Annotated in this window: 19 protein-coding genes and 4 pseudogenes; 11 read left to right on the forward strand and 12 right to left on the reverse strand. The window is 67.8% G+C overall.

The features are described 5' to 3' along the window. Positions 1-386: 386 nt before the first annotated feature. Positions 387-791: a hypothetical protein gene (locus ABTZ54_RS33100; RefSeq protein WP_351670660.1), complete on the reverse strand. Its 405-nt coding sequence runs from the start codon at positions 789-791 to the stop codon at positions 387-389. Between the two features lie 643 nt (positions 792-1,434). On the opposite strand from ABTZ54_RS33100, the gene fxsT reads away from it, so the two are divergent. After that, positions 1,435-4,104, forward strand: a complete 2,670-nt coding sequence (fxsT, locus tag ABTZ54_RS33105) for an FxSxx-COOH system tetratricopeptide repeat protein (RefSeq protein ID WP_351670663.1) — start codon at positions 1,435-1,437, stop codon at positions 4,102-4,104. Between the two features lie 335 nt (positions 4,105-4,439). Further along, positions 4,440-4,934, forward strand: coding sequence for a hypothetical protein (locus ABTZ54_RS33110; protein ID WP_351670666.1), 495 nt, complete (start codon positions 4,440-4,442; stop codon positions 4,932-4,934). Positions 4,935-5,510: 576 nt separating this feature from the next. On the opposite strand, the pseudogene ABTZ54_RS33115 reads toward ABTZ54_RS33110, so the two are convergent. Beyond that, positions 5,511-5,732: pseudogene (locus ABTZ54_RS33115) on the reverse strand (AAA family ATPase); the annotation flags it as partial. A gap of 210 nt (positions 5,733-5,942) precedes the next feature. Between ABTZ54_RS33115 and ABTZ54_RS33120 the strand changes: the two are divergent. Next, the gene (locus ABTZ54_RS33120) at positions 5,943-6,662 is read left to right on the forward strand and encodes a hypothetical protein (RefSeq protein WP_351670669.1); all 720 of its coding nucleotides are present in this window, start codon (positions 5,943-5,945) and stop codon (positions 6,660-6,662) included. A gap of 8 nt (positions 6,663-6,670) precedes the next feature. On the opposite strand, the gene ABTZ54_RS33125 is transcribed toward ABTZ54_RS33120, so the two are convergent. After that, a complete protein-coding gene (locus ABTZ54_RS33125) occupies positions 6,671-7,051 on the reverse strand; it encodes a hypothetical protein (RefSeq protein ID WP_351670672.1) in 381 nt (126 codons plus the stop codon). Beyond that, complete coding sequence (locus ABTZ54_RS33130) at positions 7,048-7,230, reverse strand: hypothetical protein (protein ID WP_351670675.1); 183 nt, start codon at positions 7,228-7,230, stop codon at positions 7,048-7,050. The genes ABTZ54_RS33125 and ABTZ54_RS33130 overlap by 4 nt, the downstream gene beginning before the upstream one ends. 120 nt (positions 7,231-7,350) lie before the next feature. Between ABTZ54_RS33130 and ABTZ54_RS33135 the strand changes: the two genes are divergently transcribed. Next, on the forward strand, positions 7,351-7,707 hold the full coding sequence (locus ABTZ54_RS33135; RefSeq protein WP_351670678.1) for a cold-shock protein: 357 nt from the start codon (positions 7,351-7,353) through the stop codon (positions 7,705-7,707). A 383-nt stretch (positions 7,708-8,090) separates the two neighbouring features. On the opposite strand, the gene ABTZ54_RS35765 is transcribed toward ABTZ54_RS33135, so the two are convergent. The 3 genes from ABTZ54_RS35765 to ABTZ54_RS33145 all read right to left on the reverse strand — a co-directional run bounded on the left by ABTZ54_RS35765 (position 8,091) and on the right by ABTZ54_RS33145 (position 9,360). After that, complete coding sequence (locus ABTZ54_RS35765) at positions 8,091-8,318, reverse strand: transposase (RefSeq protein WP_502997359.1); 228 nt, start codon at positions 8,316-8,318, stop codon at positions 8,091-8,093. Next, positions 8,285-8,692, reverse strand: coding sequence for a transposase (locus ABTZ54_RS35770; RefSeq protein ID WP_502997357.1), 408 nt, complete (start codon positions 8,690-8,692; stop codon positions 8,285-8,287). The genes ABTZ54_RS35765 and ABTZ54_RS35770 overlap by 34 nt, the downstream gene beginning before the upstream one ends. Positions 8,693-9,153: 461 nt before the next feature. Continuing rightward, positions 9,154-9,360 carry a hypothetical protein gene (locus tag ABTZ54_RS33145; protein WP_351670681.1) on the reverse strand — a complete coding sequence of 69 codons (207 nt, stop codon included), beginning with the start codon at positions 9,358-9,360 and terminating at the stop codon, positions 9,154-9,156. Positions 9,361-9,380: 20 nt separating this feature from the next. Here ABTZ54_RS33145 and ABTZ54_RS33150 point away from each other — a divergent pair, with 20 nt between their 5' ends. Continuing rightward, positions 9,381-10,037 (forward strand): hypothetical protein, encoded by a 657-nt coding sequence (locus tag ABTZ54_RS33150; protein WP_351670684.1) that lies wholly within the window; start codon positions 9,381-9,383, stop codon positions 10,035-10,037. A 247-nt stretch (positions 10,038-10,284) separates the two neighbouring features. Here ABTZ54_RS33150 and ABTZ54_RS33155 read toward each other — a convergent pair whose 3' ends face one another. Beyond that, the gene (locus tag ABTZ54_RS33155; RefSeq protein ID WP_351670687.1) at positions 10,285-10,854 is read right to left on the reverse strand and encodes a hypothetical protein; all 570 of its coding nucleotides are present in this window, start codon (positions 10,852-10,854) and stop codon (positions 10,285-10,287) included. Positions 10,855-11,489: 635 nt separating this feature from the next. Here ABTZ54_RS33155 and ABTZ54_RS33160 point away from each other — a divergent pair. From ABTZ54_RS33160 to ABTZ54_RS33170, 3 genes and pseudogenes are all read left to right on the forward strand, one after another. Further along, positions 11,490-11,685, forward strand: a pseudogene (locus tag ABTZ54_RS33160) (transposase); the annotation flags it as partial. Between the two features lie 43 nt (positions 11,686-11,728). Continuing rightward, positions 11,729-12,232: pseudogene (locus ABTZ54_RS33165) on the forward strand (transposase family protein); the annotation flags it as partial. A 159-nt stretch (positions 12,233-12,391) separates the two neighbouring features. Beyond that, the gene (locus ABTZ54_RS33170) at positions 12,392-12,796 is read left to right on the forward strand and encodes a type II toxin-antitoxin system PemK/MazF family toxin (protein WP_351670784.1); all 405 of its coding nucleotides are present in this window, start codon (positions 12,392-12,394) and stop codon (positions 12,794-12,796) included. 98 nt (positions 12,797-12,894) lie between these two features. Here ABTZ54_RS33170 and ABTZ54_RS33175 read toward each other — a convergent pair whose 3' ends face one another. The 3 genes and pseudogenes from ABTZ54_RS33175 to ABTZ54_RS33185 form a co-directional block, all read right to left on the reverse strand. Continuing rightward, positions 12,895-14,139: a hypothetical protein gene (locus ABTZ54_RS33175; protein ID WP_351670690.1), complete on the reverse strand. Its 1,245-nt coding sequence runs from the start codon at positions 14,137-14,139 to the stop codon at positions 12,895-12,897. A gap of 515 nt (positions 14,140-14,654) precedes the next feature. Next, positions 14,655-15,209 (reverse strand): annotated as a pseudogene (locus ABTZ54_RS33180) (SOS response-associated peptidase). A gap of 296 nt (positions 15,210-15,505) precedes the next feature. Continuing rightward, positions 15,506-15,847, reverse strand: coding sequence for a hypothetical protein (locus ABTZ54_RS33185; RefSeq protein WP_351670693.1), 342 nt, complete (start codon positions 15,845-15,847; stop codon positions 15,506-15,508). Between the two features lie 520 nt (positions 15,848-16,367). Between ABTZ54_RS33185 and ABTZ54_RS33190 the strand changes: the two genes are divergently transcribed. The 3 genes from ABTZ54_RS33190 to ABTZ54_RS33200 all read left to right on the forward strand — a co-directional run bounded on the left by ABTZ54_RS33190 (position 16,368) and on the right by ABTZ54_RS33200 (position 18,869). Continuing rightward, a complete protein-coding gene (locus ABTZ54_RS33190) occupies positions 16,368-16,670 on the forward strand; it encodes a transposase (protein WP_502997358.1) in 303 nt (100 codons plus the stop codon). Between the two features lie 124 nt (positions 16,671-16,794). Continuing rightward, a complete protein-coding gene (locus tag ABTZ54_RS33195; protein WP_351670696.1) occupies positions 16,795-17,247 on the forward strand; it encodes a tyrosine-type recombinase/integrase in 453 nt (150 codons plus the stop codon). A gap of 248 nt (positions 17,248-17,495) precedes the next feature. Next, entirely contained in the window at positions 17,496-18,869 is a 1,374-nt protein-coding gene (locus ABTZ54_RS33200) for an MFS transporter (RefSeq protein WP_351670699.1), read from the forward strand. 70 nt (positions 18,870-18,939) lie between these two features. Here the strand turns inward: ABTZ54_RS33200 and ABTZ54_RS33205 are convergent, their stop codons facing one another. Then, the gene (locus ABTZ54_RS33205; RefSeq protein WP_351670702.1) at positions 18,940-20,688 is read right to left on the reverse strand and encodes a VanW family protein; all 1,749 of its coding nucleotides are present in this window, start codon (positions 20,686-20,688) and stop codon (positions 18,940-18,942) included. Positions 20,689-20,692: the final 4 nt, after the last annotated feature.

Below are 20,692 nucleotides of genomic sequence, written 5' to 3' on the forward strand. Positions count from 1 at the left end.
CTGCCCCACCCCCCCGATCTGCCCACGGGGGGGGCGGGGCACCGTGCCCGGGCTTCGCGTGGGGTCGGGGCGCGGTTGGGGCTCGCACGTGCGAGCCGCACCGGGGGGCGTGGGCAGCGATGCCGATGCCGATGGCGTTGCGGCGCCTTCGGCGGTCGGATGTGCCGCCCGGGGGCCGGCTTCGGAACGCGTCGGCTGCCCACGCCCGGGCGGGCGGGTGTAGGGCGCCTTGGCGGGCATCACGGGTGGAAGCGACGACGGCGCAAAGCACGCCGGCGGGTCGGATCTACGGGGTCACCGGCGCGGTGGACGCCGTCGGGAGTGCGGTTGCCGCGCGCCGTGAGGGGGACAGCGGATGCCCTCGCCTCGCGGCCGGCACCCGCGCGTCAGCTGCCGATGTCGAACAGCGGGACGATATGTCCGTGGGCCTCGGAGGGCAGGTACTCGTCGTTGCCCAGGTACTTGACCGAGTACCCGCCGATCTCGCCCTGGAGGGCGGTGAAGATGCCGCTGATGCTGCCGCCTTCCATTTCGGCGATTCCCCTCGCGTCGGTCTGCGAGGTGCCCAGGAGCTCACCGCGCTTGCCGGCGTACCACTCGATGTCCTGCCAGGGCACAGGCTTGCCCTTGCAGGTCAGATGCGCTCTGCCCTGCGCGGACAGCCCGCCCGCGAACTGGCCCTTCGTCGTCTCAGCCCTCAGGCTCGTCGGCTGAGGCGCCTGGGGGGCCGGGGCAGGGGCCGGGGCCGGCTGCGACTTGGTGTCCTCGGGCGAAACCCTCTTCGGCGACATAGTCACTCCATGTGATCGGATTGGACTGCCCCACACGGACAGCTACCGAATAGATCGCACATGAAGGCCTGTATCGGATCAATATTCGTTCCAGTTCACTACGATGTGTAACCGGGTGGTGAGGGAAAGCCGAGCACACTCCGGGGCGCACCACTGAGCACACATGGACCTCCACAGCCGCATGAGGCCATGCTTGTGAGACCGGCGGGCAAGCGCGCTCCACCCCCCACCACCCGCGCCCGGAACACCACACCCACCGAACAGTGCGCCCCGCCAAACAGCGCAGGCACCGGCTGCACAGGTGAAGACGAGGGCCCCCGGTCGGCCCCGAGGCCGCGTGCCAGCCGATACCTGTCCGCCGACCCCGGCGAGATCGGCACCCTGCGCGCGTAGCCCGCTCGTGGGCTGAACCCTGCCGGCCCGGCGGGTTGGCGCGGGATCGGCAGCTCACGGTCGCTTCCACGACGAGGCGAGAACCGAGCCCCCGCAGACACTCACCCGCCTTTCCCTCGTGCGTCGTTCGCCTCCCCGGGACACCCGCCCGGCGGCATCCTGTTGCTCTACGAGGTGTACGGGGAACGGGGGCAGGGTGCGGAGCGGGAGTGCGCGGCGGGGGTCGGTGGTTGCGGGTGGCGGGGCGCTGGTGGCGGCGGGGCTGGCGGTGGTGACGAACTATGTGACCGCGGCGGTGCCGGACTGGGCGAACGATCCATGGGTGGTGTGGGGGGTGTTCGGCGTGCTCGTGCTCGCGGCACTCGGGCTGCACCTCTACGGTCGGCGCCTCGACGCCGCCGAGAGCGGTCCGACGCCCGGTCGGCCGGTGCCGGTGGGCCGGATCGTCGCGGGCGCCGCCGCGCCGCTTGGCCCGCCCGCTCTGCACCAGCCGGTACGCGGCCGTGATCAGGTGATCGCGCAGTTGGAGCTGTTGCTCGACCCGGCGGCGTTCGCGAGCCGCTGGCGTCGGTGGCGCACTGCCCGGACGCGGAGCGAAGACCGGATCGCGGTCCTCGCCGGGGCTGGCGGGATGGGCAAGACGACGGTCGCCGCCGCACTCGCCGCACGAGCGCGGGCAGCCGGTGTGCCGGTGTTCTGGATCCGCTGGCAGGGCGAGCACGACCTGGCCGAACGGATGGTGCAGATCGCCGTAGCCCATGGCCTGCCCGAGCAAGCGTTGGAAGCCGCGCGGGCGGGCCGGATGAGCCTCGCCGACACCGTCTGGGAGCACCTGGGCCGGACAGGGCGACGGTGTCTGATCGTCGTGGACAACCTTGACGACCCCAACACCCTCACGCACGGCTCCGGGCCCGTTGACGAGTACCGGGGCTGGATCCGCCCCTGGCGTGCGGGCCTGCTCGCGGTCACGAGCCGGGTCACCGACCCCACCGTCTGGGGCGGCTCGGCAACGGTGCTTCGGCTGGGTCCACTGGACGAGCCCGACGGCGGCCGGATCCTCCTCGACACGGCCCTCACCGCGGGCTCACCCACCGAGGCGCGAGCGCTCGCCGAACGGCTCGGCGGACTCCCACTCGCCCTGAAGGCCGCCGCCCGCTACCTCGCCGCCCCCGGCAGCCGCCACCGCACGTTCACCGCCTACCGGCAGGCCCTGGACACCGAACTCGACATGCTCCTCGGCGCCGAACACCCCCGCGCCTCCCATCCCGGTGTCGCCCGGACGATCGTCCGGCACACCTGGGACCTGTCCCTCGACCAGCTGACCGCCGACGGCACGACCCTCGCCCGCCCCGTCCTGTGCCTGCTCTCACTCCTGGCCGCCGCGCCCGTCCCCCTGACCTACCTCACGCCCGAGCTCGTCACCGCGGCCAGCGGACACCCCGCCTCTGCCCCAGCGGTCGAGGACGCCGTCAACGGCCTGCACACCTACGGCCTCCTCGACATCGCCACCCACCCCAGCGGGGTCCCGGAACTCGGCTTGGTCGTGCTGCACCCGCTCGTCCGCGAGATCACCGCCCACACGCTGACCGCGCAACCTGGCGGCGCCGCCCGCTGGCACCACGCCGTCGCTGACCGCACCATCCAACTGATCGAGGAGTTCACCGACGTTCAGACCGGCGACCGGGCCACGCTCCAGCGGCTCACGGTCCACACCGTCGCCGTCATCGAACTGCCAGGCAACAGCGAGAACACACCGCTTCTTCGGCGCCTGGCAACGTTGGTGCGTTTCGAAAGAGGAAGGGACGCCTACACGCAGCGACTCGCTCTCGGCCGACGCGCGACGGAGGGCCTCTCACGCCTCTTGGGCCCCGATCACCCCGACACCCTCACCAGCAGGTCGACCTACGCTGCAGCGCTCGCAGACCTGAGGCGGTACCAGGAGGCAGCCGAGCTGCATCAGCAGAACCTGGAGGCCCATCTCCGCGTGGGAGGGCCCGATCACCCCGACACCCTCACCAGCCGCAGTAGGCTCGCCCTGGCGTTCCAAGGTTTGGGGCAGTACCAGGAGGCAGCCGACCTGCATCAGCAGAACCTGGAAGCCCTCCTCCGCGTGGGAGGGCCTGATCACCCCGACACCCTCAGAAGCCGCAACAACGTCGCTCACACGTTCATGGAACTCGGCCGGACGCCGGAGGCAGCCCGCCTTCTCCAGCAGATACTGCGGACCCGGGTCCGGGTGCTGGGCCAAGACCACCCCGACACCCTCGCCACGCGGACCAGCCTCGCCATCGCGCTGCTGCAACTCGGCCAGGCAGACGAGGCGGTCAGCCTTCTCAACCAAGTCCTGGATGCTCGCCTACGGGCTCTGGGCCCCGAGGACCCCCAGACCCTCACGAGTTACGACGACCTTGCCTTCGCCCTCGAACGGTGCGGTGAGTACCAGAGCGCGCTCGACCTTCTCGAGTCGACTCTGGAGACTCGTATCTGGGTCCACGGCCTCGACCACCCCGCGACGCTGACTTGCCGCAACAACCTCGCCGCCGTGCTCGTGCAGCTCGGCCGGGCCGCGGAAGCGGTCTCCATACTCCAGCAGAACGTCGACGACCTCGTACGGCTCGTCGGCCCGGATGCCCCCGGGACCCTCACCAGCCGCCACAACCTCGCCACCACCCTCTACCAGCTCGGGCAAATCCAAGAAGCCGCCGGCCTTCTCCAGCAGCTCCTGGACGACCGCGTCCGGGTACTCGGCCCCGATAGCCCCGACACTCTCACCACACGCCACAACCTCGCTGTGGTGCTGGCGAGGCTCGGCCAGGGGGAAGAAGCGGCAGAGCTCGAACGCCAGAACCGTGACTTCCGCCTCCGCGCAACAGGCCCTGACCACCCCGACGTCCTCCCCTCTACTGGGGAAGGCATCTGAACGACACTGCGGTGAAGCGACCACCGAACCCGGGACGATGGCCACCCAGCAGACGAATTCCTCAAGGCCATGACGGGCAAGGGTGGCAAATACACCCTCTGTATCACCCGGGGCCGAAACCAGTTGTCCCGTCGGATTCGCTAATATCGGACCCGGCAGCTAGCTTCCGGACACCTGCTGGTGACCTATGTGAAATACGACAAGGGTATTTGTGGGGGAGGGGAGAAGTGGATACGACTCATTCTGAATGGGAGTGGCGAGTTTCGGACCGCGTATCCCGTGAACGACTACGGTGAATAGATGACCAGGCAAGGGCATGTACTAGCATGCGATCCGTGGAAAGCGAGCAGAAGGTGATGGGTCTCCTTCGATCCTTGGATGTCATGCCTTGTACCAGCGACCTGGAGGCGCCCGAGGGTTATGACCATCAGGTCGCTGAGGAATGCGCTTCCCGGCTCCAGGTGGAACTCGCCAAGGAGTTCGGAGTCCCGTGGGACATGAATGCTGGAGTTCAAGACGCCAGCTATGGAATCGAGTTGTCCGTCCACGCTTTTGATCCGCCGCTCGCTATTCGGCTGAGCAACTACGGAAAACTGGCAGCCGCTACCACGCCGGCACTTGGTAGCCACAGGGACCTGGGGCACGCCGCCAGTGAAGGGGTTATTACAGTTGAGCAGCGCCGACTGGTCGAGAAAGTACTCGACGAGCTGGGCTACACACTGATCCCGCTCCCTTTCCTCCGCCGCCGCTACGACGGAGTCACCCGTCTCGCAGAATTCAACGGATCGGAACACGCCACTTGGTGGCACCGGTACTTCGAGCACATCTGATTCGGGCAGTCGCCTCGTACGCCTCAAGTTGGCCGATGTATCACACCGAACTGACTGCCCGGCATGGTGCCCCCACGCGCACCCCATACGCCCCTGACCTGCCCGTTCCTACGGTGTGGCGACACGGCAACGTCCCTGTCACCCTGCTCGGAAGTGGTGCACATGGCCGCCGCAACACACGCCCCCACGCCTCCCGGTTCCCTCAAGCGCATCGTCGCCGCGTCCCTCATCGAGACCACCATCGATTGGTACGACAACTCATTCGAGCAGCGCTAGGACCTGCAGCTTTCTTGCCGGCGGGGCATGAGAACCAGCACCGAACCAGCACGGGAAATCTAGGTGCTCGTTCGGGTGTTGAGAGTGCTGGGTGTTTGAGGCCTTCAGATCCGAAGGCTGTTGTCACGCGTACCTCGTCGCCGTCGTTCTTCTTGCCCCGCAGGTTGGAGCTGACGGGGTCCATGACGACGACGCACCGATGGTCGCCGACGGCGGCCTTGAGGGCGTCCAGGTCGCCTGGGAGGGTCAGCCTCGAGAGCCCGCCAAGGTGGTCCCGTACCTCGCAGATCTTGACGCGAGTCATGTCGCGCCGGCGGCGCGGAGGTACGGGATGACGTAGGGCTGCGGGTTGTCCTCGTCGATGACGTAGAGGATGTTCTGCGGTTCTCCGTAGAACTCGCCCTTCATGTCGCCCACGGTCAGCCACGCCGCGAGTTGGAACGCGAGCGTCGACTTGCCAACGCCGCCCCTGCCCGCGAGGAGGGTCATCTCGCCGAGGGGTATGCGGTTGCGCCACAGCCACTTCGTCGCCTTCTCCTTGAAGGCTGGAGGCGTCGACGGCGTTGACCTTCCGCAGTGACGCGGCTTCCTTCTCGGCCTCCTGCTGTGCCTGCTGCTGGGCCTTGATCTTGACCTTCTCGGCCGCGGCCTGCCCCGTGAGCGCGGTCAGCTCCTTCTGCTGCCCGGCGGCCTCTTCTAGTGACCCACGCCAGGCCGATAGGCTCGCGCGCCATGGTTCTACGTGTGAAGTGGCCACGGCCGGACGGCTCGGGGCCCGAGGTGGCGACCACTGAGGTCGGTGCCGATTCCTCCGCCAAGAACGTCTACCGCGCTCTCGCCAGGATCGTGGTGGCAGACCCTAATCAGCGGAGTGTGGACGAGTACGGGTACGAGGAAGCCCGGCCCGACAAGGAGCCGGACAAAGATCTCGCGAAGGAGCTAAAGAAGCTGGCGAAGGCTCTCTTGAAGCAGGGGAGGGCGTCGTACGGCTTCGTCGACAAGAACGGCGGCACCATCACGTTGGAACTGAGTCTGACCGGTCCAGCCCGGACAAGGCCCGTGGCGGAAGCTGAGTACGACGCGCTGGAGTACGTCGACCAGGTTGCCACTGCCGTCGTTCCTGCCGTCACTTTCATCGCGGGAACCGTGTTCCAGGAAACGCTTCAGCGAGCGGCCAGCGACTCCTACGACGGCGCCCGAAGGTTCTTCACGGCGCTGCGTAACCGAGTTCGCCGCTCCCGGACGGCGCCTCCAGAGCCGGAGGCGGAGCTGACCATCATGCGAAGCGAGGCTGGGCGCTGGACGCTTCGACTGCCGGGGAACCTCGACCGCGAGGCTCACGCCGCACTGATCCGCGACTTCGACACCCTTGTCCGGGAACATGGGGCCGGCGAACGGTTCACCGTCGAGTGGCGTGGTGGCCGCTGGGTCAAGAGCATCAGCAACGGGTAGTGACGGCGTCATCGTCGGAACAGGCGGCGCCACCAGGACCGGTGTGGTGGTGTGTCGGTAACGGGGACGGTGTACCAGGGGCAGTCGTGGTAGTGCCCGGCGGGGATGAAGGCGGCCCCGGCGCTGCCGCAGGTGCAGTCGGCGTCGGCCCCGGATTCGGTGCACCGGTCGTGCATCGAGCCGCAGGGCTCCGGGCAGAGGGGCCGGTCGAACCAGGTGTCGGTGCCGCCGCGCTGTGGGCAGACCGGCCCTTCGGCGCCGTCGTCGGCGCAGTCTACGAAGGGGTGGCCGCGTACGCCGCAGGGCATGCACTCGCACTCCCCGAGGCAGGGGCCGCCCTGGCGGTGGGTGACGCCGGCGGTGTGGGGCTCGCCGCAGGCGAAGATCACGCGTCCGCCTCCCACTTCTCGTTCGCCCAGTCGTACGGGTGCTTCGTACGCCACACGTCGATGCCGCTGTCGCCGCCGGGACTGGGGGCGGTCAGCCGGCCGAACGCCACGGGCAGCCCGTTGCCTTCCTTCTCGACGACGGTGCACGTGACGCGCTCCGTGCAGTGGTACTGCTGCACGACGATGCTCCAGTCGACGGGCCGCCGCCTTGTGCACGACGCCGTCGGCGACGATGTAGGTGCCGGTGTCGGGGACGGCGACGCTGCCCTTGACGAGGCGCGGAGGGCGTGGGGGTAGGCGTGCCCGAGGATGCGGGGGAGGGCGTTGACGGCGTCGGTGAGGCTGGTCATGGCGACGGCACCGGCCTGGCACCCGTTCGGATGGTTTCCGCCGTATCGCGCAGTGGCAGGATCCGGCTGATTCCCACCTGGACGATGAAAGGCGCAGGCATGCCGAATGGCACCGTGACGATGTTCAACGACGCAAAGGGGTACGGAACGATCAGATCCGATGACGGTGAGGAGTTCCCCGTCCACCACACCGAGATCATCTCCAACGACAGTTTCCGGACGCTGGCGGTGAACGCGAGGGTGGTCTTCGGCATCACGGAGGGCCCCAACGGGCGCCGAGCCGCGCAGGTCATGGTGGTGGGCTGACCTCAGGCGCCGAGCCTCTCCCTCCTCCTGCTGCTCGGATCGTCGGGCCCACCCTGGCCCGCACGGGTGTCCTGTGGGTGTGCCTGGGGGGAGGCCACGGGTCGGCTGGAGGCCGGCCCTGGTCCGCGTGCCGCCTGGCGGTGAGCGGAGCTCGCCGATGACGGCGCCGCCGTTCTCGGGTGGGTCGTCCCAGCAGGGGGCGACCTCGGTGTGGCCCTGGCAGTCGGGGCGGCGGAACGACGGATCGTCGAGCCAGGCGTCGTCGCACACGTCGTTCCCTCCTTTCCTGGGCGGGGAGTTCGGCATGATGAGCCGGTGGATGGGGACCGTTCGGCAGGTCATGACTGCCGAATACATCCATCAGAGTCGTGAAGTGCTATTGATCAGAGACTCATGGGGTTCTCGTCCAGGACGTAGCGGATGTGTGGGCCGCCGAGGTAGCCGCGGACGATGTGGGGCTGACGCTGGCGTCTGCGGAAGAAGCGGTGGGTCTTGGCGGCGAGTTCGGCCCGATCGCGGGCCCGGTGTTGCTTGGGCAGGCTGTGCTTGAGATCCGCGTTGACCAGCTCGTCGGGGTTCAGCTCGGGCGAGTACGGCGGCAGGAAGTGCAGCGTGGCCGGCCAGCCGGTCCAGGAAGCGGCACATCACCTCGGCGGTGAAACTCTCGGTGAATACCATGAAGTGCTTCCGGCCCCTGGTGCTGATCGCCGACATCGCGTTGACCGAGGACCGGTTCCCGCTCCGCCCCACCACCGGTGTCCTGCTCGACGGCCCGCTTGTCCGGCCGCTGGTAGGACAGCCCCCAACGCCTCAGGTACTTGCCCACCCCCGGCTCGGTCAGCCGTATCCGGTACCGCTTCGCGATCAGGTCGCCGATCAGCCGCCGCGTACACAGCTGGCCGGACAGCCCCACGTCGCAGGGCCGGTGACCGAGGACCGCCTGCCGCACGGCGGCCTGTTCGGCCTCCTCGAGCACCTGATGCACACCGACCGGCCTGCCACTTCGCCCACCAGATGTCGACCGCCTTCAGTGACACCCCGAAGACCGCCGCCACGTCCTCACGGTCCGTTTCCTCGCGTTCGCGCTGGTTAACCGATGCCGCAAGGTTCCGGGCGTGTCCCAGAGGGCATCGGGGAGGGGTGAACGCGCTCGGCGAATGGGGGTACGTGCTGGCGCGCCAGACAAGTTCCATCCGGTTTTTACCAATACTGCAACCAAGGGAATATGGAATATCACCCTGAGGAGCAGCTGTGCGCCTGTCTTTCCCTTCCCTGGCCGTCCGGGCCCCCTCGCGGTCGTCGCCCTGACCGTCCTGGTCCCGCTCGACGCCGACGCGTTCGCGTCGACCGGTGCGGTCGTCAGCCAGGCGGCGGTGACCGGAGAGTGCGGCGATGACATGACCTTGGTGCTGGGCCGGGAACAAGTCAGCGGGTTCGCCCAGGCGTTCACACTCCCACAGCAGCCACCGTAACGGCTTCCTGGCACTGGACCAGGCAGCGACTGGACTGGCCGATCTGGGCATTGTCGGATTTCAGGCCGATGCCGACATCGACGGCGTCATCGAATTCGCCGAATTCGTCGGGTACAGGTACATGTTCTGCAACCTCGAAATCGACTGACCGTCTTTGAATCGTCTTCGTCCGCTCATCCACGTGCCTGCTGGGGAGAGAACATGTTCCTGCTCAAACACCATTCGCGCCCGCTCGTCCACGGGGCGGTCCTACGACGCCGGCTGTCGTGGCCGTCGGGTCGTCGGGTGCCCGCCGTCGGGCTGGCCGCCGTGCTGCTCGCCGCCGGAGCCGCCTCGCCGGTGACCGCCGAAGCCGGTGGAGCGCCCGCGGCCGCGCCAGGCGTGGATCTGACCTGCACCACCTCGGCCGTGGTCACGTTCGCTCCGCCTCTGACCGCCAAGCCGCAGAACGTGACGGTCACGATTTCCGCCGGCAAGGCCGCCTCCTGCGTGGACACCAGCGGCAACGCCACGACGATCGCCTCCGGAACGTTCGCCGCGACGCTTGGCGCCACCGGGCTCAGCTGTCTGAACCCCACCGCGCAGACCACGGGAACCGCACAATTCTCCTGGAAACTGGCTCCCAGCGGAACCGCGACCACCAACGTGACCAGTCTGAGCATCGGCGCGGATGTCAATGGCGAGACGCTGCTGACCGGCCAGGCCACCGCTGGAGACCGGCTGGTCGGCGACACCTTCGCCTTCGCCGGTGATGTCACCAGCGCAAGCCTCGGCCAACTGTGCCTGCTCACCCTCGCCGGCGGTCCGCCCGTCTCCACGGCCGTCATGCGCGGCGTCAGCACCTTCACCCGGTTGTAGCCGGGCACCGGGGAGCCGGAGCGTCTTGATGGCCCTCCGATCCGGCACGGTACCGAGAAGGTGCGGGAGTTCGACCAGCGGCGTGCAGTGTCGCCAACGGCTCGCTGGGCGTCCTCATTGACTCCGGCCCCGGATGGCTCAGGCCCGGGGAGGGGATCCGCCGGCCCCCCCCTGGGCCGGTTGGCCCGTTCTCCGCTCGACGGGAAGGAACTGGCCTGGATGCCGACCGCCGGAAACGGTCAGGGGGTCACAGGTGGCTGATGGTGATGGTCGAAGGGCCGTGGGTCTGGGTCACGCCGGTCGGAGTGAGGCAGGCCAGGGGGTTGGCGGGCAGGAGTTCCACGGTGAGGGCGACGGTGGATCCGCTGAACTTTCCTGAGGTGACCGGGCCGGTGGCAACGATGACAGGAATGCCGTCGGGACGCAGGTCGACCTGGGAGGAGAAGGTGACCTGGCTCATAGCCCCCGTGTTCCAGATGATAGTGCCGGTCGCGTCGAACGACCCGGTGGTGCAGCCGAGTTCCCCCTGCCCGGTGCCGGAGAAAGAGGAAATGGCGGAGATGTTCGGGTCGGTGGTGCTGGTGCACGGAGCCGCGCTGCCGCTGAAGCTGAGGTTCGTCTGCCGGGGGGTGAGGGTGGCGCCCGGGCTGTAGTTCACGGTGGTAGCCCCCGTGGGGCACAGGGCGTCCACCGTGACGGCGGCCGCCTGGGAGCTGGTCGAGGCGCTCGTCGTCGCGGCCACCGGGGCAGCGGCCGTGATCAGCATGAGACCGGCGAGCGCGGTCACGACACCGGGTCTACGGACGAAGATCTTCATGGAGACACTCCTGGGGAACTTCAGGGCCGGGAATCCCTGGCCCGGGGGTGATGGAGCGGCCTCCCCTCCGGGGGCGGCCGTGCTCCACGCTTCACCACGGGCCCGGACCACGCGACCGCACTGGGCCAACCGCACCAACCCGGTTCCAGCCGGAGGCTTCGTCACCCCACCGTCGCGTCCCCACCGCGGCGACATGGCCGTGAACGACCCCGACCGCCATTACGCGGCCCGTCCGGGGGAAGAGGCCCGGCGCAGCCTCGTGCAAGAGGGCCGGGTCGACACCGGGCCCACGCCCACCGCACCCGCTGGAGTGAACACTCTCGGCGTACTGAATTCAGTTCGTCAGAGTGGTTCGGTGCGAAGGCGCTGAGGGATGATTGTGCTGGTCTCCGGGGATGTCGTTTCGACGTGTTGATTACCGACAAGCCCTTACTGATCATTGATGCACGAGAGCAGCTATTGGGCTGCTGGCCCATCCTCGTCGACCTTGAGCGCGGGGATGTGCGGTTCGGGACCCTGGACGAGCGGTATCTATGGAGGAACCCGAGCGCCTGACGGTTGTCCCGCAACCACAGTCACAAAACAACCCTTAGAGGTCCTAACAGAAGCCGTTGATGGTGTGACGGTCGGCTTGGATGCTCGTTGGACCGTTCGTCGCGAAGAGAAACTCTCGGCCGTGGATCGTATCCGATGAAATGTGGCTGCTGATCGAGCCGTTGTTGCCTTCCGGCATCGAAGCTGGTGGCGGGACGGCCGCGGGTGTCTGACCGGCAGGCTCTGTGCTGGATCCTGTTCGTGCTGCACACCGGCATCCAGTGGGAGTACCTGCCCTAAAGCGTGTTGCAGAAGACTTCGGAGCGGGCATTTCCTCTGTATGTGTGGGGTGTTGAGGGCTGAGTCGTTGTGGGTGGAGACGTTCACGGGGCTGCGGATGCGGCAGTTCGAGCGGTTGCTGAAGGTGGTGCGGGAGCGGGGCGGGAACGGTCCCGGTGGCGGTCGGCCGTGGTGCTTGCCGCTGGCGGACCGGGTGCTGCTGGTGGCGGTCTACTACCGAACGAACCTCACCATGCGGCAGCTCGCCCCTCTGTTCGGGTGCTCGCCGGCGACGGTCTGCCGGGTGATCCAACGGCTACGGCCGCTGCTCGCGATCGAACCGGCCTCGCGCCCGGCGGACGCGGTCGAGCGGCTGTGGATCATGGACGGCACCCTGATCCCGGTCCGTGACCGGAAGGTCGGAGCGTCCTCGCGTAACTACCGGTTCTCGACGAACGTGCAGGTCATCGTCGACGCCGACAGCAAGCTGGTGATCGCCGCGGCACGGCCGGTGCCCGGCAACACCGCGGACGCGAAGGCCTGGCGCGACTCCGGCCTGGCCCAGCACCGCATGATCTTCAGTCTTCACACACCGATGATCAACGGTGGCCGCACCCGTCTTGACCACCCGTCGGTCACGCCGTGCGAAGACGGGGCCGTATCCGTTGTGTGTCCCGCTCGGGACACGCAACGTTCGCCCGCCGTCTCGTGCCAGGAGGACCACATGCAACGCGGCGAAGTCTGGTGGGTCGACTTCGACGAGCGACGCCCGGCCGTGCTGCTGTCGGATGACGAGTCATCCGGTTTCCAGGCGATGCAGGTCGTTGCTCCAGCGGACGTCGACATCAGCGGCCTGGGCGTTGAAGTGGCGATAGGCGCCCTGGAAGGACTGCCTTTCGAAGGTGTGCTGCGGTTCGCGTTCCCGCGTCCAGGCTTTACTCCTTGCACCTGGCTGACCACCGTGGCCCGGGACGACCTGATCGAGCGGGCGGGCGTGTTGTCCTCCGCGAAGCTCAGCGAGGTCGGGGAAGCCCTTCGTGCCGCTGGACAGAGGAGGGAGTGGACCCCGATGACGGCTGCCAGGCTCCACGAGCTCAAAGATGCCCGCCGTCTCGGAGGACTCGAGTAGCGGACGCCTCTGCCGGCCAGCTCCATCTCGTCGACGACCGGCGGCGGCCCCCTCTCGACCGCACTCCAGCAACAAGATCACGATCTACAGCTGGAGTACTAGGGGCCGCCAAAAAAGGAGGCAAAGGCATCAAGCATCGGTCGGGCGGCCTTCTTGAAGAGGATGAAAAGCATCGTGATCGCAAGACCTGCCGCAAGTAGCGTCTGAGCCAATTCGGACAGTTCCAGGGCTGAAGCCAGCACAGCGCCAACAACCCCGGCCCCGAAGACCCCAGCAATTCTGAGCGGCTCGTAGTCCGGTGCGGGGTCGACACCAGCAAGAGCGTGGTCGTCGTGGTCGAGTAGCTCGCCGACCTTGCCTTCTGCGTATCTCTCCGCCACCGTGACCAGGATCCTGGTCATCTCTTTCAACGCGGGTCCCGGATCGATGTCCTGTTGCGCTTCGGCCAGCCGTAGCGCCATCACCACCTTCGCGCCGTGCAGTTTCAGTTCCTGGCGCTGGTGTCGCCTAGGCCTGCCATTGCGGGTTCGCCATGCCTTGCGGATGACGCGCTCGACGCGGTGCGTTTTCATCCTCGGCGCGTCCAGCAGAGAAGGCGTCGTTTCTGTTTCTAAGAACGCGCGAGCCGCTTGGGTCGCAGCGGAGAGCAGCACCCCGACGGGCCGGAAGCGAGCCTCTGCTAGGCGCTCATCATCCAGGCTGCGACGTCGTTGACTGCGCTGGCCATCACGGCCGAAGAAGGCGGTGGTTCGGGAGACGGCAACGCCACCGATGATCGCGCAGATCAAGAATGCAGGGCCGGCCAGGTGGTCAAGGGCGACGCCGGGGCGGTCCCACAGCAGGTCCCACCACCCGGGTGCCTGTTCGCGGAGGTCCTGCCAGCCATCGATGTCACCAAAGAGCGCCACAAACGGAGCCGCGATCCAGAGAAGTAGCTGGTACGAGCCGGAGAGGAGGCTGCTCAAGGGGTTCTCAGCGGGTGGTGGCGGCGCTGGGTTCGCTTCGGTGCGGGGCAGTTCGTTTGCCAGTGACAGAGCGAAAGGAATCAACAGCACCAGGAGGATGCGCACAGGCATCCATACCAGGAAGGCAGCACACCACCGGGTCACGGAGTTCGGCAGATCCATCGAGGGTTCCGGCCGGCCCGGCAGCACTTGAGGCAGTACTTCCCTCGCCGGGTCCAGGACGAGGCGTGCGAGCTTCGAGGCAGCCTGATGGTGCTGGCGTTGGACTTGGCCGAGAAGTTGACGCCAGGGGTCTCGCACCAACCGGCGCCACAAGGCGGTCGGAATGACTAAGAGGATCAACACGAACACGACGAGGATGGTGATTCGAACGATCATCAGGCCAGGATGATGCATTGGGTGGACGCCTTGATGCGGGTCAGGAAATCGCGTGCACGGTAGCTCTGTCAGGCCCATGGGGACGAGCCCTGGCATGGCAGATGTCGGGATGCTTCCGCCCTCAGATGGGGGCCACCGGTTCTGGTGCAGATGCTTCCCGCAGGCGTAGAGCGAGGTCGCCCGGAATCGTACGCGGAGGAAGGTCCCTTGCGTTCACCGAAGGAGGCGGTGCGCGGGGCTATGTCAACGCACCTCAGCGCTCCTGCGGAACGTTCAGATGTCGTCGGGGTTCTCCTCGGCCACCAGCTGCGTGTCGAGGTCTTTGGCCCAGGCCAGGGCTCAGGCGCGCAGTTGGGCGATCTGGTCGGGGGTGAGGCCGTAGTCGGTGTAGTCCTCGTCATCCCAATCCCACCACTCCGCGCCGACCAGTCGGTCCCGCAGGTCCCCCTTCCTGGGTGCGGGTGACGGCCCTGGACGGGGCGGGTTCGGGTCTCCGCGCCACGCACCCGGCTGCTTCAGGTGGCGGCGTCGAGGAGGTGCGGGGCGTTGTTGCGGACGCTGTTCACGGCCATGGAGACGGGCCGGACGGCCAGTTGTCCGTTCGCGGGCTGGGTGAGCAGGGCGCGCAGGCCCGCAGTGTCGGTGTGGTGGGGGTCGAGCCAGGCGTCATAGCGGTCGGGGGTGAGGGCGAGCGGCATGCGGGGGTGGACGCGTCCCACGGCGTCAGTGACCTCGGTGGTGATGATCGTTCAGGTCGACAGCCGCGCGTCGGGGTCGCCGTCGTTGGTGATGTCGGGGTTGCGCCAGTACTCGTGCAGGCCAGCCATGGCCATCACCTGGCCGTCGGCGGGGTGGATAGAGTACGGCTGCTTGCGGATCTTGCCGGTCGTCTCGTCCTTGACCGGGTTCCATTCGTAGAAACCGTCGGCCGGGCACGCGTGGCGAGCGTCTTCGGCGTGTCCGTCAGCCGCAGTACGGTGCTGAGGCTGGTCGAAGCCTTGCCCGACCCGGAAGTTCCGGCGCCGCGCGTGGTTGGCGTCGATGAATACGCGCCCCTCAAAGGCCGCCACTACGGCACCGTCCTGGTCGACGTCGAAAGCCGGCGTCCGGTGGACTTGCTGCCCGACCGGGAAGCCTCCAGCCTGGCCGCTGGGCTCGCGAAGCGGCCCTCGGTGGAGGTGGTATGCCGCCCCCTTCCGGGGCGCGGCTCGAGAGACCGTCGACCGGCGCCCGGTCAGGGGGTCCAGGTGGTCAGGGCGGCGGCGATGTCGCGGACGTCCATTCCGTTCGCGGTCTGCCTGACCAGGTCGACGGCCTGGTCAGTGCGAGACCGCGCCAACTAACCCTGTCCGTTTCTTGACTCTTCTCACGAACCGCCACGCAAGAAATCGACTCGGTTCATGAGGGCGGCAGTCTCTTCGTCCCAGTCCGGGCCGAACTGCATCAAATCTACAGCTGCCGTCTTGAGGAGTTCCGCGTCATCCGGCTTCTGCAAACAGGCAAGCCGAAACGCGAGATTCCGCGCCCAGACAGGAAGAGCCATCCAATCTTCATCTAGGAGGGTCTGCAGAGATCGATAGAGGACGTCTGGATTCTCAAAAGTCGCCGCCTCCACGAAATTGATGGCAATGAGTTCATGATCTTCTCCAATCGCGCCACCGTCTCTGGCTCGAATCAGATCGCGCGCCGCCTTCATGAAATCGAGCACCTGATCTCCACTGTCTGACGTTGGGTCAATATGTGGCGACACTATACCGATTGTCGCCACCGGACCTGCCACACGGCACCCAACCGATACTCCATCCACTGTTATCGAGTGGGCCAACCCCTCTGGCTTCCACCCCCTCCGGAATGCACTTCAAGTGCTCGACCTGCTGACCACACCAGCCCTTCCCATCTGTCGGATCAATCTACTTCGATCCCGCCTGCCACTGCAGGAAGTTCTGGCTTAGCGTCAGGTTTAACCCCACCCCCGAGGGACTTCCTAAACAGCCATTTAATCAGACCCCAGCCGCCTCGGGTGGTTGACAGGGCATCAAGCCCGCCCTCCACGTCATAGACTTCACATGACTCGAGATCAATACCATCACCCTGAACCTTCTTCCGTAATCATCCTGCAGTCCACAGCCCTTGCCCCTCCCGGAACCATCGTTCGGAAATTGTCGATTGCGTCGAATACCCCCGCGATCCAGTCCCCTGCAGCTCCAGCTCGATTCAAGGTCCATCTCGTGGTCGACGGGCACTCCGCGTATCGCTCGAAGAAGGTCCGGGACTGGCTCGCCGCCCACCCCGGCGACGTCGAGCTGCACTTCCTGCCGCCGTACTCGCCCGAGCTGTACCCCGACGAGCTGGTCAACGCGGATCTCAAGCACAGCCTGCCCAAGCAACACCGGGCCCGCGATCGGTCCGAACTCGCCGCCGAGACCCGCCGCTTCTTCCGCAGACGCCAGCGTCAGCCCCACATCGTCCGCGGCTACCTCTGCGGCCCACACGCCCGCTACGTCCTGGACGAGAACCCCATGAGTCTCTGATCAATATCTGGACCGGCAGATCACCCAGGACCGTGAGAACGAGAAGTCGAGGACGGCTCGCCAGAAGGCGATCACGAAGGGGCGAGGCCGCGCCCACTGCGTCTGGCACCTGAAGTGGCGCGACATGGATGAAGGGCGGGCCATCCCGGTGCCCACCTACATCGCCGACAAGGTGCGGGAACACGTCAGGCAGCACGGCACCGTCCGGGTGGAAGACGGCCTGAACCGCTCGAAGGGCGACTACCTGTTCTCCAACGTCGGCCGCACCACCATCCTCATGTACTCGCTCGTCGACCGGCTCTGGCGCGCGGCCAAGGGGAACGCCGGCATCACGAGGAAGATCACGCCGCACTGGCTGCGGCACTTCTTCGCCTCTGCCCGCTTGTCGAAGGGCGTGCCCGTATCGGACATGGCCGAATGGCTCGGGCACCGCGACCCGCGGATCACCCTCGAGACGTACGCGCATGTCATGCCCGACGCTCCCCAGCGGCTGCGAAGCCTCATGGACGCCGTCTTCACCAGACAGACCGAACTGACCCTGCCTCTCGAGTTCGACGCGCTCGTCGCGGCCGCCTGAGACCGGGCGCCGAACCGGCACGGGAGTTAGAAGCCCACTGTCGAAACGGGGTGAACAGTGTAAATCTGACACAGGGTGCTGGAGCCCCTGCAGAGACGACTGTCCGGCGCCCGCACCCCCGGCATGGTGCCCCCGCGCACCCCCGCCCCCCGAACTATGGTGCCCCACCACATACGCCCCTGACCTGCCCGTTCCTACGGTGTGGCGACACGACAACGTCCCCGTCACCCCGCTCGGAAGTGGTGCACATGGCCGCCGCAACACACGCCCCCACGCCCCCCGGTTCCCTCAAGCGCATCGTCGCCGCGTCCCTCATCGGGACCACCATCGAGTGGTACGACTTCTTCCTCTACGGGTCGGCCGCGGCCCTCGTGTTCAACAAGTTGTTCTTTCCCGGGTCGGATCCGCTGGTCGGGACCCTGTTGTCCTTCCTCACCTATGCCGTCGGGTTCGCGGCGCGGCCGCTCGGGGCGTTGGTGTTCGGGCATTACGGGGACCGGCTCGGGCGGAAGAAGTTGCTGGTGCTCAGCTTGCTGCTGATGGGTGGGGCCACCTTCGCCATCGGGCTGCTGCCCACGCACGCGACCGTCGGGTCCGCCGCGCCGGTGCTGCTCACCGCGCTGCGGCTGGTGCAGGGGTTCGCGCTCGGTGGTGAGTGGGGCGGGGCCGTGCTGCTCGTGTCCGAGCACGGGGACGCGCGGCGGCGTGGGTTCTGGGCCTCGTGGCCGCAGACCGGGGCGCCCGCGGGGCAGTTGCTCGCCACCGGTGTGCTCTCTGCCCTCACCGCGCTGCTTTCGGACGACGCGTTCCTCTCCTGGGGGTGGCGGATCCCGTTCCTGCTCTCCGGCGTGCTCGTCATGGTGGGGCTCTGGATCCGGCTCTCCGTCGACGAGTCGCCCGTCTTCAAGATGGCGCTCGCCGCCGCCGAGCAGCGCAAGGCCGACGCCTCCTCCGCCGCCGAGAAGATGCCGCTCGTCGCCGTCCTCAGGTACCACTGGCGCGACGTCCTCATCGCCATGGGCGCCCGCATGGCCGAGAACATCAGCTACTACGTCATCACCGCGTTCATCCTCGTGTACGCGACCACCCAGGTCGGGCTCTCCAAGCAGACCGCCCTCAACGCCGTACTCATCGGATCCGCCGTCCACTTCGCCGTCATCCCGCTCTGGGGCGCGCTCTCCGACCGGATCGGCCGACGGCCGGTCTATCTCGTCGGCGCCGTGGGCGTGGGGCTGTGGATGTTCCCCTTCTTCGCGCTCATCGACTCAGGCTCCTTCGGCAGCCTCCTGCTCGCCGTCACCGTCGGGCTCGTCCTGCACGGCGCCATGTACGCCCCCCAGGCCGCCTTCTTCTCCGAGATGTTCGCGACCAGGATGCGCTACTCCGGCGCCTCCATCGGCGCCCAGTTCTCCTCCGTCGCCGCCGGCGCCCCCGCGCCGCTCATCGCCACCGCCCTGCTCGCCGACTACGACAGCTCCACCCCGATCGCCCTCTACGTCATCGCCGCCGCCCTGCTCACCGTCGTCGCCGTCGCCTGCGCCCGTGAGACCCGGCACCGTGACCTCTCCGAGGGGGCGGACGTGAGTGCTTCCGAGGCTTCGTCCGTTCGTAGCGACGCCTGATCGTCTGCCGATGCGCATGGGGAAGGCCCCCTCTCCGTGAGGAGAGGGGGCCTTCCCTGTCGCCTGTCCGTCAGTCCTTGCCCACGCACGTCACCTTGTCCCTGGGCGTGTAGTGCGTCGAGAACGTCTGGCGCTTCACCTCGGTGCCATCGTTCTTGAAGACCCGGTCGACCTTGATGTCGAAGCCCTCCAGCGGCTCCTGGACCTCGCACTTCGCGCTCGGGTCCTTGCGTTCGGCCGGCGGCTTGACGTTGGTGCGGGGGCCCGCGACCGCCTCCACCGAGTCGTACTTCTTCGTGCCGAGGAAGCTGACCGTCACCGACTTGTCCGTCGAACTCGCCTTGATGTAGATCGGCTTGCCCGAGTCGTTGCGGAACTTCAGGTCCAGCGTGCCCCACGCGACGGTGGCCTCGCGGCCGGCCGGGTAGCGCTCGATGTAGAAGGAGTGCGCGCCGTGCTCGACCGGCTGGACGCCGGCGAAGAACAGGGCGTTGTACATCGTGGTGGCCACCGCGGAGACGCCGCCGCCCGGGGCCTTCTGGTACTGGCCGTCCATGATCATCGTGCCGTCCACGAAGCCGTTGGCCTTGGTGCGCTCGCCGACCGTGCGGTTGAAGCTCCACACCTCGCCCGGCTTCACCACCGAGCCGTCGATCAGCTCGACCGCCCGGCCGATGTTCGTCGTCCGGTACGGAGCCGCCGGGAAGTTCACCGTGAACGTCGACATCTGCTCCTTGATGCCCAGTTCGGCCAGCGACTTCGACGACAGCTCGGGCTGGGTCACCTTGGTGGCCACCGGGGCCGTACGGGCCGCCGCGCCCTCCTTGGTGAGCAGCGGCTCCACCGCCTGCCCGAAGGCCGTCGGCGACACCTCGCGGCCGGGGCGGCCGTCCTGTTCGACGACGACCTTGCCGTCCTGGACGCCGAGCCTGGCCTCGACCGGGGCGCCGGTGAACGTGTCCAGCGGGCGGGCCACGTCGGGGTCGCGCATCAGGGCGGCGGTGTCGAGGGACGAGTTCAGGCGTCCGTCGGACGCGGTCACCTTCAGGTGGTCGCCGAGTGTCGTCGCCGAGATCGCGAGGCGCTTGTCGCCCGAGGTCAGCGTGACCGGGCCCGACATGGCGGGGGAGGCGAAGTCCTTCATGAAGCGGGAGACCTCGGCCGCCGTCACCTTCGGCTGCGTCACGGAGACCGGCAGCGTCACGGCGGCCGATCCGCCGGCCGCCGGGTAGGCGCCGCGCAGGGCGTCGACCGCCGCCGCGGTGTCGAGCGCGCGCCCGTCACGCGGCTGGGTCGCGACCGCCTTGCCGTCCTTGAACGCCACGGCGCCCTCACGGACCGTGCGGTCGTGCTCCTCGGCCGTGGCGGCGACGGCCGCGCGCGCCTTGGCGTCGTCGAAGGCGACGACCGGCTCGACGTCCCGTTCCCCCGAGGAGAAGAGGCGGCCGATCACCGTGACCGGGTCCTTGGACGGGTCCGCCGCCTTGTCGGCGGTGGCCGCCACGTCGACGGTGAGGCCCGCCTCGGCCGGGTCCACGGTCGCGTCGGTGTCGCCGATACGGACCTTCAGCGGGTCCTTCCAGGCGGCCGGGGCGGCGGAGGTCAGCCGGGCCGTGGCCTCGGCGCGGCTCAGCCCGCCGATGTCCACCCCGTCGACGCGGGTGCCGGCGGATATGTCGTCCCCGGCGGTGACGAGGCCTGCCACGTACAGCCCTCCGGCGACTGCCGCGACCGCGCCGGTCGCGAGCGCCGCCTTGCGTATGTGGCCGCGGCGCCCCGTGGGGCCCGCGGTGGCGTGGTCGGTCGTGGAGCGGCGCACACAC

The organism is Streptomyces sp. NPDC094032 (assembly GCF_040303965.1).
In the GTDB taxonomy this organism is placed as follows: Bacteria; Actinomycetota; Actinomycetes; order Streptomycetales; family Streptomycetaceae; genus Streptomyces.

Bases quoted from the DNA above. Each gene is read 5' to 3' on its own strand.
- ABTZ54_RS33100 (WP_351670660.1), bottom strand. From the start codon at position 791: ATGTCGCCGAAGAGGGTTTCGCCCGAGGACACCAAGTCGCAGCCGGCC.
- ABTZ54_RS33120 (WP_351670669.1), top strand. From the start codon at position 5,943: ATGGTTCTACGTGTGAAGTGGCCACGGCCGGACGGCTCGGGGCCCGAG.
- ABTZ54_RS33150 (WP_351670684.1), top strand. From the start codon at position 9,381: ATGTTCCTGCTCAAACACCATTCGCGCCCGCTCGTCCACGGGGCGGTC.
- ABTZ54_RS33155 (WP_351670687.1), bottom strand. From the start codon at position 10,854: ATGAAGATCTTCGTCCGTAGACCCGGTGTCGTGACCGCGCTCGCCGGT.
- ABTZ54_RS33170 (WP_351670784.1), top strand. From the start codon at position 12,392: ATGCAACGCGGCGAAGTCTGGTGGGTCGACTTCGACGAGCGACGCCCG.
- ABTZ54_RS33175 (WP_351670690.1), bottom strand. From the start codon at position 14,139: ATGATCGTTCGAATCACCATCCTCGTCGTGTTCGTGTTGATCCTCTTA.
- ABTZ54_RS33195 (WP_351670696.1), top strand. From the start codon at position 16,795: ATGGATGAAGGGCGGGCCATCCCGGTGCCCACCTACATCGCCGACAAG.
- ABTZ54_RS33200 (WP_351670699.1), top strand. From the start codon at position 17,496: ATGGCCGCCGCAACACACGCCCCCACGCCCCCCGGTTCCCTCAAGCGC.